This is a genomic window from Pseudoruegeria aquimaris (assembly GCF_900172235.1).
Classification (GTDB): domain Bacteria; phylum Pseudomonadota; class Alphaproteobacteria; order Rhodobacterales; family Rhodobacteraceae; genus Pseudoruegeria; species Pseudoruegeria aquimaris.
Genome location: NZ_FWFQ01000044.1, coordinates 1 through 14,455, shown reverse-complemented (window position 1 = coordinate 14,455; position 14,455 = coordinate 1). Strand labels below are relative to the sequence as shown.

The 14,455-nt window shown below is 64.1% G+C and carries 11 protein-coding genes and 3 pseudogenes; 10 read left to right on the top strand and 4 right to left on the bottom strand.

What is annotated here, in order from left to right; genetic code table 11:
- Positions 1–113: 113 nt before the first annotated feature.
- Positions 114–860 (bottom strand): annotated as a pseudogene (locus PSA7680_RS17935) (Fic family protein); the annotation flags it as partial.
- Positions 861–1,138: 278 nt separating this feature from the next.
- On the opposite strand from PSA7680_RS17935, the pseudogene PSA7680_RS17930 reads away from it, so the two are divergent.
- Positions 1,139–1,405 (top strand): annotated as a pseudogene (locus PSA7680_RS17930) (hypothetical protein); the annotation flags it as partial.
- 21 nt (positions 1,406–1,426) lie between these two features.
- Here PSA7680_RS17930 and PSA7680_RS17925 read toward each other — a convergent pair.
- Entirely contained in the window at positions 1,427–2,785 is a 1,359-nt protein-coding gene (locus PSA7680_RS17925; RefSeq protein ID WP_085870038.1) for an ISKra4 family transposase, read from the bottom strand.
- A 414-nt stretch (positions 2,786–3,199) separates the two neighbouring features.
- On the opposite strand from PSA7680_RS17925, the gene PSA7680_RS18805 reads away from it, so the two are divergent.
- On the top strand, positions 3,200–3,364 hold the full coding sequence (locus tag PSA7680_RS18805) for a hypothetical protein (protein WP_007803240.1): 165 nt from the start codon (positions 3,200–3,202) through the stop codon (positions 3,362–3,364).
- A gap of 180 nt (positions 3,365–3,544) precedes the next feature.
- Here PSA7680_RS18805 and PSA7680_RS17920 read toward each other — a convergent pair whose 3' ends face one another.
- Together PSA7680_RS17920 and PSA7680_RS17915 are read right to left on the bottom strand one after the other, a co-directional pair.
- Complete coding sequence (locus PSA7680_RS17920; RefSeq protein WP_085870037.1) at positions 3,545–4,912, bottom strand: sensor histidine kinase; 1,368 nt, start codon at positions 4,910–4,912, stop codon at positions 3,545–3,547.
- Entirely contained in the window at positions 4,909–5,568 is a 660-nt protein-coding gene (locus PSA7680_RS17915) for a response regulator transcription factor (protein WP_009503873.1), read from the bottom strand. The genes PSA7680_RS17920 and PSA7680_RS17915 overlap by 4 nt, the downstream gene beginning before the upstream one ends.
- A 145-nt stretch (positions 5,569–5,713) precedes the next feature.
- Here PSA7680_RS17915 and PSA7680_RS17910 point away from each other — a divergent pair, with 145 nt between their 5' ends.
- From PSA7680_RS17910 to PSA7680_RS17875, 8 genes and pseudogenes are all read left to right on the top strand, one after another.
- On the top strand, positions 5,714–6,031 hold the full coding sequence (locus tag PSA7680_RS17910) for a PepSY domain-containing protein (RefSeq protein WP_028288623.1): 318 nt from the start codon (positions 5,714–5,716) through the stop codon (positions 6,029–6,031).
- Positions 5,988–7,373, top strand: a complete 1,386-nt coding sequence (locus PSA7680_RS17905; RefSeq protein WP_028288622.1) for a ferredoxin reductase family protein — start codon at positions 5,988–5,990, stop codon at positions 7,371–7,373. Before PSA7680_RS17910 ends, PSA7680_RS17905 begins: the two co-directional genes overlap by 44 nt.
- A gap of 180 nt (positions 7,374–7,553) precedes the next feature.
- Positions 7,554–7,934: a PepSY domain-containing protein gene (locus PSA7680_RS17900; RefSeq protein WP_028288621.1), complete on the top strand. Its 381-nt coding sequence runs from the start codon at positions 7,554–7,556 to the stop codon at positions 7,932–7,934.
- 35 nt (positions 7,935–7,969) lie between these two features.
- Positions 7,970–8,440: a DUF2271 domain-containing protein gene (locus PSA7680_RS17895; RefSeq protein ID WP_028288620.1), complete on the top strand. Its 471-nt coding sequence runs from the start codon at positions 7,970–7,972 to the stop codon at positions 8,438–8,440.
- Between the two features lie 11 nt (positions 8,441–8,451).
- A pseudogene (locus PSA7680_RS17890) lies at positions 8,452–10,660 on the top strand (PepSY domain-containing protein).
- Positions 10,641–11,621: an FAD:protein FMN transferase gene (locus tag PSA7680_RS17885; protein ID WP_007803253.1), complete on the top strand. Its 981-nt coding sequence runs from the start codon at positions 10,641–10,643 to the stop codon at positions 11,619–11,621. The pseudogene PSA7680_RS17890 and the gene PSA7680_RS17885 overlap by 20 nt, the downstream one beginning before the upstream one ends.
- Before the next feature lie 5 nt (positions 11,622–11,626).
- On the top strand, positions 11,627–13,534 hold the full coding sequence (locus PSA7680_RS17880) for a heavy metal translocating P-type ATPase (RefSeq protein WP_085870036.1): 1,908 nt from the start codon (positions 11,627–11,629) through the stop codon (positions 13,532–13,534).
- Positions 13,531–14,232 (top strand): VIT1/CCC1 transporter family protein, encoded by a 702-nt coding sequence (locus tag PSA7680_RS17875; protein ID WP_054540788.1) that lies wholly within the window; start codon positions 13,531–13,533, stop codon positions 14,230–14,232. The genes PSA7680_RS17880 and PSA7680_RS17875 overlap by 4 nt, the downstream gene beginning before the upstream one ends.
- The last annotated feature ends 223 nt before the right edge of the window (positions 14,233–14,455 follow it).

Below are 14,455 nucleotides of genomic sequence, written 5' to 3'. Positions count from 1 at the left end.
ACAGCGGCGAGATCACCGCCCATTCCGCATCGCTCACATCGTGTCTGCCCGTCATGCTCACCTCCGTTTCCGAAAGTGAATCATCACACCGCCAAAAACGGAATCCCGTTTATGAGTTCACGACCTAGCCCACGCGATACGGACCAAAGTCCTTGGCCTCCAATCCCCGCTGTGAGGGCCATGGCATGAGACATCAGTCTGCTGACGCGCCCGTTCCCATCCGGGAAAGGGTGGATGTAGTTCAGCCGGTGATGCGCAGAGGCGATCGCGATGATCCGTCCGCTCGAAGACCGCGCCGCAATCTGAAATCGTTTGTCGAAATGGTCCATGAATGCCGCGACGCGCGACGATGAAGGAGGTAGGTGGCGCCCGACCGCAACTTCCCGATCATCATCCTGGCGCATGCGTCCCGGAACGATGGGCTCTTGTGTGCCGTCGGGATGTTCGATGACCCGAAACTCATCCGGCATCTCGTCGTAGAAGCTCTTATGGACCCAAGTCAGGAATTCGACGGATGTGGGGCGGGGCAGGGTGCCCTTGCGATGCATCTCGTCGATGGCCCGTTGAACGATGACGTGCGCCCGGGCCTCAAGGGCGAGGGGACGGGTTTCTTCCTCAAGCTCGGCACCAGCCAGCGCCCTTTCGATGTCGCGGGGGCGCGTGTTGTGTCCTTCGATCAGGTTGGAGTAGTAGCAGTTCATCACACGGACGAGATCGGCAAGTTCGGCTGCGCTGTCAGGATGCAACCCTTGTCCCAGCCCGGTGGCTTCCCTCTGGATGTCGACCGAAAGGTCTGCCAGTTCTGTGGGAATATGCTCCTCGAAGAAGCAGGGTTCGATCCTGGCGGGTGTTTCCAGCATTTTTGCCGATCTTCCATGTTTGCAAAGTAATTGAAAAATAAACACATTTCGTACTTTCAAGCAAGGTTTTGCCGATATGCGTTGCCGATCTTGCCTGCCGATCTGGAATTGCTGCATGAAATCAATGGCTTCGGCAGAAGGGTCGGGCTTTTCGGTTTTGTTGTGTGCCCAAAGGGGCCGGAAAAAGAGAAAGTGTTCTTCGGGTTTTGTGACTGACGGATGAGGGCCTTTGGAGTCCCTCGGATGGGTCCGGGCCGGGTTCCGGTCTGCCGTTCCTGATGAAGGGCATTCCAATGCAAACAGGTGTCTTACGCGTGCTGCGCGCGACCGCTGCCTCGTGGTGGCGGCACAAGGAACTCCGCCGAACTGGCCAGACGTTGCTGGCACAGCGGCTCGAACGCCAGACAGTCCTGCGTGATCTCGGCTATCTCAGGCAGGCGGCGAAGCTGCCGAATGCCCATGTGATCTGCGGAGAGGGCGGCACGTTCATCCATCTTGGTTGGACCATCGTGTCCACCCTCGCGCCGATCGAGCGTTTTCCCTTGGGAGTGGAAAAAGTCTGGTGATTAGGCGACGCAAAGGTTTTCACCTGAAAGCCTTCCGTCCAGAACTGCGGCTCTTACGGCTGCTACTCGGTGAGCTCCGTTTGGTGACCAGCGCATTCGTTGTTTCTTTCCCATTCGGACGTTGGCGATTTCGTTGACGAGACCTTCTGCACGTGAAGTTGAGACTGCCTTCCCTTGCCGGCGTCGACGCCCGTAGTCGATGACGGCTGATATGTTATGATTCAGGTAGGTCTGCAGATCCAATGTGCGTGCGGCGGCTGACATTGCTGCTTCCCTGATCCAACCATTCGCGCATTCGCGAGCCCGCATTGCAAATCTGAACAGGGTGCCAAGCGCATCAAGTGCGCGGCTCGTCTGGCCATGCCATATGCGCCAGCGTAGTCGTTCTACAAGCACCTCGATTCCAGGGGTCTCGTCACTTTCAAGCTGGGACAGCAAGCTTTGGAACGTCGTCTCTACATGCCTGATGCGGGCCGAAACGTGCCACCAGTCAAGGACATGATGGACTTCCGCATTGGTTGCGTTTCGGACCAAACGGGGAAGTGCCGGTTCACCATCGGACAACACGGTCACCGATACGCCCTCCCGCCAACCGGCGGCTTTCAGATTGGATCGCAGGCTGTCTATGGGGTGGTCGGCACCGGCCTGGCTCAATCCGAGCCGACGCTTCTTGCCTGTTTCGCTCTCTATGGAGCCGACAATGACTTCAAAGTTTCGTCGCTGATATTCGGGGCGTGAGCGAACATAAGCGCTGTCCAGAAACACCGTTACTTCGGTTGGAATTGATTGTACATCCGAAACCTTGGGTGCCTCGTCGCACCCGTCTTCCAGACATGCAGCTACAGAGGCAAGGCGGTTGCGGATCGTCGCGTGGTTCTGCCTGGCGCATGGCGTTAGCTCGTTCAGAAGCCGCGCAGCTTCCCTAAAACTGTGTCGCGCACCGAGATCAGCTTGCAGCCTGCGAAGTTCGGGCGTGGCGTTTTCCGGGAGAATTCGCGTGAGCGGAGAATATGCCGCTTTGAACTCCGGAAACTCCGGGAAGCGACACATACACATCCGGACACGCGGCGCCTCGACCGTCACGCGGCCAAAAAGCGTGTCGACCCGACGTGGGCGGCGATCGTGGACCGGAAGATATGTCGAACAGGTTGGGCAAACCTGCTCGACCTCACTGATTTCTTCCACTTGATCCTGCAGAACCGCCCGCTGGATTTCTTTCAGGATCGACTTCCCCTCGGTCAGGCTCAAACCAAGGCTTGCCTCCGACGCCTCGATGGAACTCCGTTCAAGGCCGCCGATCTCATGCAACCGCCGCTCGCCCCAGCCGAATTCAGTTTCGATCCTGATACGAACTTTCATCACCAATCCTCCTGCAGTGAATGCACGAGAATAGGCCGCTCACAACACGAATCCCCAGAATTTTTCCACTCCCATTTCTCATCTCACAATTAAGGGCTACGCGACACCAAAGGATCCATCCCCAAAGAAGAAGTCTTCAACCAAGAGCGTGGCCGGGAGGCTGGCGGCGTTCCAAGCATCAGCGGGACAACCGGCTCCTGATGTTGGGGGACCATCCCCCGCTCGCCATTCCCTTCCTTGGCCCGAATCCCGTCTTCGAGATCAACCCGCGAGGGGTCGGACTACGGGCAAGCCCGTGCCGCCGGATGGATTCGGGCAAGCCGAACGTACCCGGTGATGTCAGCCAGTATTCGGGCCTGCGGGGTCCTGTCGCGCGGGGGATGGTCCCCCGCCTCCAAGACAGGAGCCAAACAGATGTCCCGCAAAGATGCACACGCCTTCGCAGCCTCCCTCGCCGCCACGCTCATGGTCTCGATCGTCGTCTTCCAGGCAGGGGATGGAACCTTCGGCGCCGTCCCCGCCGATGAAATCGACGGCGACGAGGTCGTGATCGTCTCGGAATACGATCCCTTCGGGTGAGGCTTCGGCCTCACTTCCCGAGGGCTTGGCGCAAAAGCGGCTATCGCCGATAGCGGGCCTGCTCTACAGAGCAGTCCTAAGTGCAGAAAAAATATAAGAAAATAGCTCTCCTATAAGAAAGCTTTCCTACGTTTCTGCGATTTTCTTCAAACGATGACGTCGCCGGTGATGCGTCAGACTTCAAGGCCAATGCTCCCGATCTTTCACATGGGCATTTGGAGCATCTGTTGGCAATCTGACGGATGCCTGAAATCCAGAAGTTTCACCGGGACGTGGTGACTGGAGCAAGAGAGAGGTTTCGATCCGTTCTGCGATGGCTGAGACGATAGCGAGGCCAAGCCCGCTACCATCAGTTTTTGCATCTGCCCTCTCGAAGCGCCCTGTCAGGCGTTCGAGTGTTTGGGTTGCTACCGCGGGGCCCTCGTTCGCCACGATCAACTGCCCGTCGCACGTGAGTGTAACCTCGACTGGGGCATTCTGCGCCCCGTGGCGTAGGGCGTTTTCCACCAGATTCCGGCACAGAATTCCCAATGCGTCGGGGTCGATATCAGACAAGACAGGCGTGTCCGGCAAGTTCAACATAAGGCGCCCGTTCTCTGTGCTGCGCGCAATATCTTCCACCACGACCCGAGTGATGGTTCTGACATCAGCGCTCTGGTCCATCCGAAGTCTACCGCCTTCCGCCCGCGCAAGCTGCAGGAGACGTTCGGACAGCCGAGCGAGACGCTTGAGCGTCGCCTCGATCTCGGCGGCACGGGCGTCGATGGTCGGATCTTTGGTCTCTGACCGCAGTCGCTGCGCCTGGGCGATAGCGCCCGCCAATGGTGTCCTTAGTTCATGAGCCGCATTGGCTGCAAAACTTCGCTCAGCCTCGAACGCGTCGCGCAACCGAGCCAAAAGGCTGTTCAAGGTTGCGGCCAGCGGTCCGATTTCGGTCGGCAGGTCGGCCGCGGGTACTTCTGACAGGTCGCGCACGCCGCGCGCTTCAAGCCGCGTACGGAACCGATGGAGAGGGGCGAGGCTAAAGCGCACAGCGAGAATAATCGACGCGAGCGCCAACGGCAGCACGACCAGCAGCGGCAGGCCGAGGCCCATCTGGATTTCAAGAGCAACCGATGCGCGATGCGCCAACGGTTCGGCCACGGTGATGCTGATCGTCCCCTGGAGCGCCGCGTCGCTGTAGAGGCGATGTGTGGCGTTCTGCCCAAATCCCGGCCCGTCGTATGGAGGGAACACGGCAGGGTCCGCCGCATGGGATTGCAGCAAAATGCGTCCCTCGGCATCGCGTACGATGTAGGTGAAGAACTCGTCATGCTCCCGGATCGGCGCGAGGCGCTGCGTCACACCCTGATCTTCTCGGCCGACGATGTCGGTCACGGCCAGCGGAAGGATGCGCTCGGCGGTTTCGCGCAGGGCGCTGTCGAAGACCTCGTCCATCTCGCCCCGAACGATCACCGCGGTAACCGTGGCGGCGGCGAGCCAGAGGATCGTCAGCACAAGGCCGAGTGACAAGCCGAGCCGTACCTGAAGGCTGGATGGCCACATCATGGCTTGCCCAGCCGGTAACCCATGCCGCGCTCGGTCTCGATGATGGCGCTCCCCAGTTTCTTGCGCAGGCGGCTCACGTGCACCTCGATGGTGTTGCTCTCGACTTCGGCGTCGAAAGCGTAGAGCTTCTCCTCCAACTGCGCCTTGGACAGGAGCTGCCCGGGACGCGCCAGGAAGGCCTCGAAGAGCGCCCATTCCCGCGCCGTCAGCGGCACATGTCTGCCATCCCGATGGACGCTGCGCGCGGCAAGGTCGATGTCGAGCGGTCCGTGGGTCAGGATCGGGTTGGGGTTGCCGCTGTAGCGCCGCGCGACCGATCCGATCCGTGCCGACAGTTCCGACAGGTCGAAGGGCTTCACAAGATAGTCGTCAGCGCCCGCATTGAGGCCTTCGATCCTATCGGACACCTGGTCGAGCGCCGTCAGGATGATGACCGGCGTCACGTCTCCACGCGTCCTGAGGCCCTTGAGGAACCCGATACCACGTCCGTCTGGCAGCATGAGGTCGAGCAGGAGCAGGTCGTAAGAGGTTGCGCTCATCGCGTCTGCCGCCGCGTCTAGCCGCGTGACCCAGTCTACTGACTGGCCATCAGCTGCGATCTGGTCGCGCACGGCAGCGCCAAGAGTCGTGTCGTCCTCGATCAGCAATATGCGCATGGTCGTACCCGTCCTTTCCTGATGTCCCTCCATGATCCGTCTGGCTGACACGAAGCTGAAGCTTGTGGGTCGAGCCCCTTCAGGCTGCCGTCAGCTTCGCGGCGCATGAATGGCATCAAGAGGCGAGCCACTAGGAGTGTGCCCCATGAAGAAGACATTGACAATTATCGGCTTTCTCGCGGTCTTTACGGCCGGCGCGGCGCTGGCTGACGACGATTGCTTCGTGCCGATGGCCGACTGGCAGCCGCGCGATGCTGTTGCCATGCTGGCCGAGGAAAATGGTTGGACGGTGCGCCGGATCAAGATCGATGACGGCTGCTACGAGATCGACGGGAGGGATGCCGAGGGGCGTGCGATCGAGGTGACTGTCCACCCGGCCACGCTGGAGGTAATCGAGTTCGAATACGAGGACGACGAGGATGATCGCCGCGAGCGGGATCACGAGAGACGCGACGATGACTGATGCAGCGCGTCGCGACGGTATTGTCCCGGTGCCGAGCCTGCCGCCACTCTCCCGGCTTTCCCTAAACTCTCCTCTAGCCCTGACGGGCCCGGTGCTGGTTGCGTTGCCATGCCTGCTGGCGGCTTTGCTCGGTTTCAACACCTATGCGACTTATGGTGCGGATGCCGCGCTCGGCATCGCCGTCGGGGCCGCGGCAGTTGTCGCGATGGCACAGACCCTGATCCTCGCCGCACGGCCGCCGCTGGTGGAGCCGTTGTTCGGCGGTCTCGATCGCATGTACCGGGTCCACAAGTGGCTTGGTATTTCCGCAATGGTCCTGATGATCCTGCACCAGCAGATCGAGCCGGATTTCGAGCGTTTGGTGCGTGAAACCTCCCTTGGTGAACTTGGTGAAGAGGCGGGCGAACTTGCCTTCAACGCGCTTCTTGCCCTGGTTGCTGTCAGCTGGTTCCGGAGATTGCCCTTCACCCCACTGGAAATCCCCTATCAAATCTGGCGGTTCAGCCATCGTTTCATGGGGGCCCTTTTTGCAATCGTGGTCTTTCACCAGTTCTTCGTCGACCTGCCGACAGAGGTAGATCCATCGCTCTCGGTGCTTCTGAACACATTCGGCATCGCCGGAGTGATCGCGTGGATATTCACCGAGCTGGTCGCCCCGTACCTGCGGCGTAGAGAATTCACCGTCACAGAGATCAGCCAGACCAAGGACACCACCACGCTAACCCTCCGCCCCGAGGGGCGGGCCATGCGGTGGCGGCCGGGGCAATTCGCCTTCTTCCGCGCGCCAGAGGCAGGACTGTCCGAGCCGCACCCTTTCACGATTGCCAGCGCCCCGCGCCCTGACGGCACCCTGACGTTCTGCATCAGGGGGTTGGGTGGCTGGACACGAAGCCTGCCCGCCATCTTGCGGACCGGAACGCGCGTGCAGGTCGAAGGGCCATATGGACGGTTCAATTTCCGCAAGGGCGGTGCGCGCCAAATATGGCTTGCCGGCGGCATCGGTATCACGCCGTTCCTCGCCTGGGCGGAAAGCCTGACAGAGGCGGAGAGTCGCGACATTCACCTCATCTACTGCGTTCCGACACAAGAGGAGGCGATTGGCGTAGAGACGTTGCGCGCTGCGGCTGCCCGCAACCCGAGGTTCAGTTTCGAGGTGGTCGTTACGACGCGCGATGGCAGGCTCACGGCCGAGCGCCTGATTGGCGCGGTCCCTTTCGCGATCCGGCAAGCCGATCTGTGGTTCTGCGGCCCAACCGGTCTGAAGGACGGGATTCTCAAGGGCTTGAAAGCACAAGGCCAAACGCCTCGCCGTGTCCGCTTCGAGCAGTTCGAATTCACCTGAACGCGGGGCAGGGCGTATAGCCATGCCAGCCCTGTAGCCTGCGCTCGCATCTTTTTGGCCCCGTCATCATCGGCGGGGCCATTTTCCTGACGGCAAGCTGAAGCAGGAATCGCTGGGGCGTCAGGATGCCCTCAGGTCGGGGTGCCAGATTGGTCTCATCAAACGAAAGGACCCCTTGCCATGAAAAAGACCCTGACCGCCCTTGCCCTGATCGCACTTTTGCCCGCCGGCGCTGCGCTGGCCGACGACGATGATTGCAATGCGCCCCGTGACCAGTGGCAGCCGCGCGAGGCCGCCATGCAGATGGCCGAACAGAACGGTTGGACGGTGCGCGACTTCGAGATCGACGACGGCTGCTACGAAATCGAAGGCCGAGACCAGAATGGCCGCGAGATCGAGGTGAAGTTCGATCCGGCGACGCTGCAGATCGTCGAGATGGACTACGAGGATGATGACGACGACCGCGGTGGCGCCCGCAATCCCGCGCCCGCTGGAACGGTCGCTCCTCCGCAGAACGGCCTCTTCGGAAACGGCGCCCCTCCGCAGGTTCAGGTGAACTGAACAGCTCCGAAGCACCCTGAACAAGGATCATTCCCATGAAATCACTTCTCGCAACGCTCGCGCTTACCACCGCACTCACGCTTCCCGGCCTCGCTATGGCACGGCCCGTGACGCTCACAACCACCCTTAACAACTATGGTGGCGACGGCGCTTACCTCGCGCTTTACGTTACCGACGCCTCGGGCGCCTATGTCGGCAGTCTCTGGATGGCTGGTGGCAAGTCCAAGTACTACGAGCATCTGAGCGACTGGTACCGTGCCACGGGCGGCGATACCGCGCAGGTAAACGGTATCACCGGCGCCAGCGTCGGCGCGGGCCGCAGTCTCGAGATCACGCTCGATCTGGCCGACGCGCTGTTCGATGCGGGCTACACGCTGCACATCGACGCGGCAGTCGAGGATATGCGCGACAGCCCGAACGAGGTGGCCGTGCCGCTGACGACGGCGGGCGCGGGCACGCCGGTGAGCGGGCGGCGCTACATCGCCAACTTCTCCTACGACATGTGAGGGGCAGGGCCATGATCCGTACACTCCATCGCTGGCCGGGTCTTCTGGCACTCGCGCTCGTCACGATCCTGAGCCTGAGCGGCGCTGCGCTCTCGGTCTTTCCGGCAGTCGAGCGCATCACCGCGCCGCAGGTGGAGACTGGCCTGACAGTCGCCACCCTCGCGGAGCGCATCCAGGTCGTCTATCCGGGCGTCGAGCAGATCCGGCGGTCGCCCTCCGGTCGGATCACCGCCTATTGGTTCGATCAGGGCGCGCCGGGTGCTGCCGTGATCGACCCGGCGACGGGCGCGGGCGTGGCCTCGGCCGACCCGAACCAGGCGCTTCGCTGGCTCACCAACTTTCATCGCTCGCTCTTCCTCGGGGATGGCGGGCGCATCGCCATGGCCGCCGGGGCCGCGGCGATGCTGGTCCTCTCGCTCTCGGGTGCTATGCTGGTCGTGCGACGGGCGGGCGGATGGCGGCACTGGTTCGCGTCCTTGCGCGGTCCGTTCACGGGCAGGCTGCATGTCGAGATCGCCCGGATCGCCGTCATCGGCCTCGTTCTGTCCTCCACCACCGCCCTCTGGATGACGGCGTCTACCTTCGATCTCCTGCCGGACGGAGGCGTCCTGCCGGTCGCCCCTGCCGAGGTCAGTGGGGAGACCGGCTTCGCTCCGGGCCGGATGCCCACGCTTCGGCGAACGCCGGTCGCCGAGTTGCGCGAGCTGAGCTTTCCCTATCCCGGCGACGCAACAGACGTATTCACGCTCAAGACCGACCGGGGCACCGGATATCTCGATCAGGGCGACGGGGCGCTGCTGGCCTGGGCCGACCTGACCGGGTGGGAGCGCGTCTCGGAGACCATCTACATGCTGCACACCGGACAGGGTGCGGCGACGCTGGGGCTCGTGCTGGGGCTCATGGCGCTCGGCGTGCCGGCCATGGGCGCGACCGGCGTGCTGGTCTGGCTCGCCGGGCGGCCCGGGCGACCACGCATCCGGGGCAACCAGCCCGCCGGACGCGCCGAGACGATCTTGCTTGTCGGCAGCGAGGGCGGCAGCACCTGGGGCTTTGCCGCGACGCTGCACGCCGCGCTGACGAAAGCCGGGCAGAGCGTCCATGTCGGCCCGATGTCGGGCTTCGGCCCTGAGCGCTACACCAACGCCCGGCGGATCATCCTGCTGGCCGCGACCTATGGCGACGGCGCGGCGCCGGCCTCGGCGAAGGGCTTTCTCGACCGGCTGAACGCGACCGACCGCGCGCCGGACATTCCTCTGGCAGTGCTCGGCTTCGGCGACCGCAGCTTTCCGGCCTATTGCGCCTTCGCCAAGTCCGTCGCGACTGCGGCAGAGGCGAAGGGCTGGCCCGAGCTTCTGCCGCTCGACACAATCGACCGGCAATCGCCGCAGGATTTCGCGCGCTGGGGCGGGGCGCTCGGAGACGCTCTCTGGATCGAACTCGAACTGACGCACCAGCCGGTCCAGCCGCAAAACGACCACGCTGACCCTCGTCTCGCGCCGCGACTACGGCGCCGAGGTGCAGGCCCCGACCGCCATCCTCCGCTTCGCGTTTCCCCGCGTCTCGCTCGGGCAACGGCTGCTCGGGGGCGGGTTCGCACGGTTCCAGACGGGTGACCTGATCGGCATTCTGCCCGAAGGCGGGACCGTCCCGCGGCTCTATTCGCTCGCCTCTGGGCGCCGCGACGGCTTCATCGAGATCGTGGTCAAGAAGCATCCCGGCGGGCTCTGCTCGGGTCAGCTCACAGCGCTGGAACCTGGCGACACGGTGAGCGCCTTCCTGCGCCCCAACCCCGGCTTCCGTCCGGGCCGAAGCCGGGCGCCCCTGATCCTGATCGGCGCGGGGACCGGCATCGGGCCGCTAGCGGGCTTTGTGCGCGGCAATACGCGCCGCAGGCCGATCCACCTGTTCTTCGGCATGCGCCATCCCGACAGCGATTTCTTCTACGGCGAGGAGTTCCCCGGATGGCAGGACGAAGGGCGTGTAAGCCGGCTGGTCACGGCCGTCTCGCGCGGGGCGCGTCCCCATTACGTCCAGGACGCGCTGCGCAGCGAGGCCACTCAGGTCGCGGAGCTCATCCGCAATGGGGCGCGCGTGATGGTCTGCGGCGGACGAGACATGGCCGCCGGCGTGGCCGAGGCGCTGGCCGAGATCCTCGCGCCGGCCGGGCTGACACCAGCAGTCCTGAAGGCGGAGGGGCGGTATGTCGAAGATGTCTACTGAGCGGGCGCGCATCGCGCTGAACGGGCCGACGATGGGCACGAGGTGGTCGGCGCTGTTATTCGCGGACCCCGGTTTCGACCCGGGGCCGGTCCGCTCGGCATTGCAGGCGGCCGTGGATGAGGTGGACGGACAGATGTCGACCTGGAAGCCGGACAGCGACCTTATGCGGCTCAACGCGGCACCGATCGGTGAATGGATCGCTGTTCCTGCACGATTGCTCGAGGTGCTACGCCTCGGCCTGGAAATTGGCCGCGCCTCTGGCGGAGCCTTCGACATCGGCATGGGCGACGCGGTGATGGCCTGGGGCTTCGGACCGGAGGCCGCCGCGCCGGATGGCATCCGCACCGCGATGGCCGCCTCGCGCCGCCCGGCGCATGACGTGCTCGAGATCAACGGCGAACACGTGCGCAAGGCCGCACCCATCGCGCTGGACCTGAATGGCATCGCCAAGGGCTACGGCGTGGATCGACTGGCCGAAATCCTCCGCAATCAAGGCATATCCGACGGACTCGTCGGGATCGATGGCGAGATGCGTGCAATGGGCCTCAGGCCGGACGGTGAAGCCTGGACCATCGCGGTCGAGGCGCCGGACGCCGAGCGCCGGACGCCGCATTCGATCCTCGCGCTTCAGGATGCCGCCGTCGCGACCTCGGGCGACTACCGTCACTGGGTCGAGGTGCAGGGGCGCCGCCTGTCGCACACGATGGACCCGAGGCGGGGAGCGCCGCTGATCGCGTCGCCGGCCTCCATCACGGTCGTGGCCCGCAGCTGTGCAGAGGCAGATGCCTGGGCGACGGCCCTCATGGTGCTTGGGCCGGTCAAAGGCGCGACGCTCGCAAAACAAAGCGGCCTCGACGCCCTGTTCCTCTTGCGCGATGATGTTGTCAACGTAAGGGGCGTGGGAGTCGGACGACTATTTTCCGAAGAGCCAGCGGCAATCGCCTCAGCCGAGGGGAGATGAGCCGCATGGAAACGACACGGACCGACCGCTTCAAGACCGCTATCCTGCTCATTGCCGCGACCGGCCTGATTGCGGGACTTGCCTTCTACTTTTCCGGCGAACCCGACGTCGCGAACGCGGTCTGGATCGCGGGCGTCGTTCCCGCGCTCGCCGCGCTCGTGGTCGAGATCCTGCGCAGCCTGCGTTCCGGCGAAGTGGGCCTCGATATTGTCGCCGCGCTCTCCATGTCGGCGGCGCTCGTCTTCGGCGAGACCCTCGCCGCGGCGGTGGTCGCCGTAATGTATTCCGGCGGCACCTTCCTCGAAGCCTTCGCGGAAGGGCGTGCCCGCCGTGAAATGCACGACCTGCTGTCCCGTGTGCCTCGGACCGCGACAAGACACCGGAATGGCGGGCTGGAGGAAGTGCCGCTGAACGAAATTGCGCCCGGCGACCGCCTTCTGATCCGGCAGGGCGACGTGGTGCCGGTGGATGGCACCGTGAGCTCAGAGACGGCCTTCGTCGATACCTCGGCGCTGACGGGGGAATCCCTGCCCGTCCGGCTCCGTTACGGCGCCGAGGCCATGAGCGGATCGACCAATGCGGGCGAAGCCTTCGACCTGATCGCAACTCACGAGGCCAAGGACAGCACCTATGCCGGGATCGTCCGGCTGGTGAAAGAGGCGCAGGCCTCCAAGGCGCCGATGTCGCGGCTGGCCGACCGTTGGTCGCTGGGGTTTCTGGCGGTCACGGTCAGCATTGCCTTCGCTGCCTGGTGGTTCACGGGCGATCCGATCCGGGCCGTCGCCGTGCTCGTCGTCGCAACGCCATGTCCCCTGATCCTGGCCGTGCCGGTCGCGCTGGTCGCAGGCCTGTCGCGCGCGGCGCATTTCGGGGTGCTGATCAAAGGCGCGGGACCGCTCGAGACGATGGCGCGCATCCGCACGCTGATCCTCGACAAGACCGGCACGCTGACGGACGGCCGGCCGCAAATCGTCTCGATCGACAGCCATGACGGCATGGCCGAGGGCGACATCCTGCGCTTCGCTGCCGCGCTCGATCAGGCCTCCAAGCACCCTGTCGCGCAGGCCATCGTTGCGGCCGCGAAGGCGCGGGGCTTCTCGTTGCCCGTGCCATCCGAGGTTGCCGAGTTTCCGGGTGAAGGGGTCGCGGGTCATGTCGAGGGCCACAGCGTGATCGTCGGCGGCGACGGTTTCGTTGTGTCCCGCGTTGGGCGAATGGGAGACGATCACCCCGCCAAAGGCGCAGGATCGGTCCTGGTCGCTGTGGCAGTGGACGGTCACCTGGCGGGGTATCTGGTGATGTCCGACCCGTTGCGCGACGGCGCGGGCGCCATGCTGGAAAGCCTGCGCCGCGAGGGGATCGCGCGGATCCTGCTCGCGACCGGAGACCGCGCCGACGTGGCCGAGCGTGTCACCGAGGGGCTTGGGCTCGACGGTCTGAGGGCCGGGCTGACGCCGGACCAGAAGGTCCTGCTCGTCCTCAGCGAGCGCAAGCACGGGCCCGTCATGATGGTGGGCGACGGCGTGAACGACGCGCCCGCGCTTGCGGCGGCCGATGTGGGTGTCGCGATGGGCGCACGCGGGGCCGCAGCATCGGCGGAGGCGGCGGATGTCGTGCTGCTTGTCGACCGTATCGACCGGCTCGGGCTAGGGATCGAGATCGCGCGCGGCGCGCGCCGCATCGCTGTCGAAAGCGTTGTCGCCGGGATCGGCCTTTCGGTCATGGGCATGATCGCGGCGGCTTTCGGCTATCTCACTCCGGTGCAGGGGGCGCTCCTGCAGGAGGTCATCGACGTTGCAGTGATCCTGAACGCCCTCCGCGCGCTGCGCATCGCGCCCCATGAACCCACTATTCCGAAACCAAAGGCTGTCTCCTCCGGGCAGGATGACATCGCGCAAGGAGCCACGCCATGAGCCGCCTCTCGCATTCCGAAATCCACATGGTGCATCGCATCGGCTGGCTGCGGGCCGCCGTTCTCGGCGCGAACGACGGGCTGGTGTCGACGGCAAGCCTCGTGGTCGGCGTCGCCGCAGCAGGATCGGGAAAGCCGGAGGTCCTGATAGCGGGGCTGGCTGGCCTCGTGGCCGGCGCGATGTCCATGGCGGCAGGCGAATACGTCTCGGTCAGTTCCCAGACTGACGCGGAAAACGCTGACCTTGCGCGCGAGACCCTCGAACTGGCGGAAACACCCGAGGCCGAACTCGAAGAACTTACCCAAATCTATGTCGAGCGAGGGCTGGACCGAGACCTTGCCGAAAAGGTGGCCGTGCAACTGACCGAACGTGACGCGCTCGGATCGCATGCCCGCGACGAGCTTGGCATCTCCGAGACCGTGACAGCCCGCCCGATCCAGGCCGCCTTGGTGTCGGCGCTGACCTTCGCCGTGGGTGCGGTGCTGCCCTTGATCGTCGCACTGGTCGTCCCGGATGCACGGATCGTTTTCTTGGTCGCCGTGTCGACGATCCTCGGCCTCGCGGTTCTTGGTGGATTAGGCGCTTCTGCTGGCGGTGCTGGTGTTATTCGAGGTGCTGCAAGGGTCACGCTCTGGGGTGCACTCGCCATGGCGGCGACCGCTGGAGTCGGTGCGCTGTTCGGGGTCGCCGTAGGCTAGGGAGTAGCCGAGTTCCCGGGCGAAAGCTTCCACCTTGGCGCGGGCTTCCACCTTGTGCCGATCCTCGAATGTGGCAATCGCTTTGGCGACGTCATTTGACCTGCCCCCCGCTGGTCCCTCATTCATAACGAGAGTCTGCGGGTTTGGGTTTGATAGTCTTCGGTTTCGGTTTGGGCAAGCGCGCCGGGCGCGGAGCCGTCGATTTGCTCAAGCGCTCGGCGCG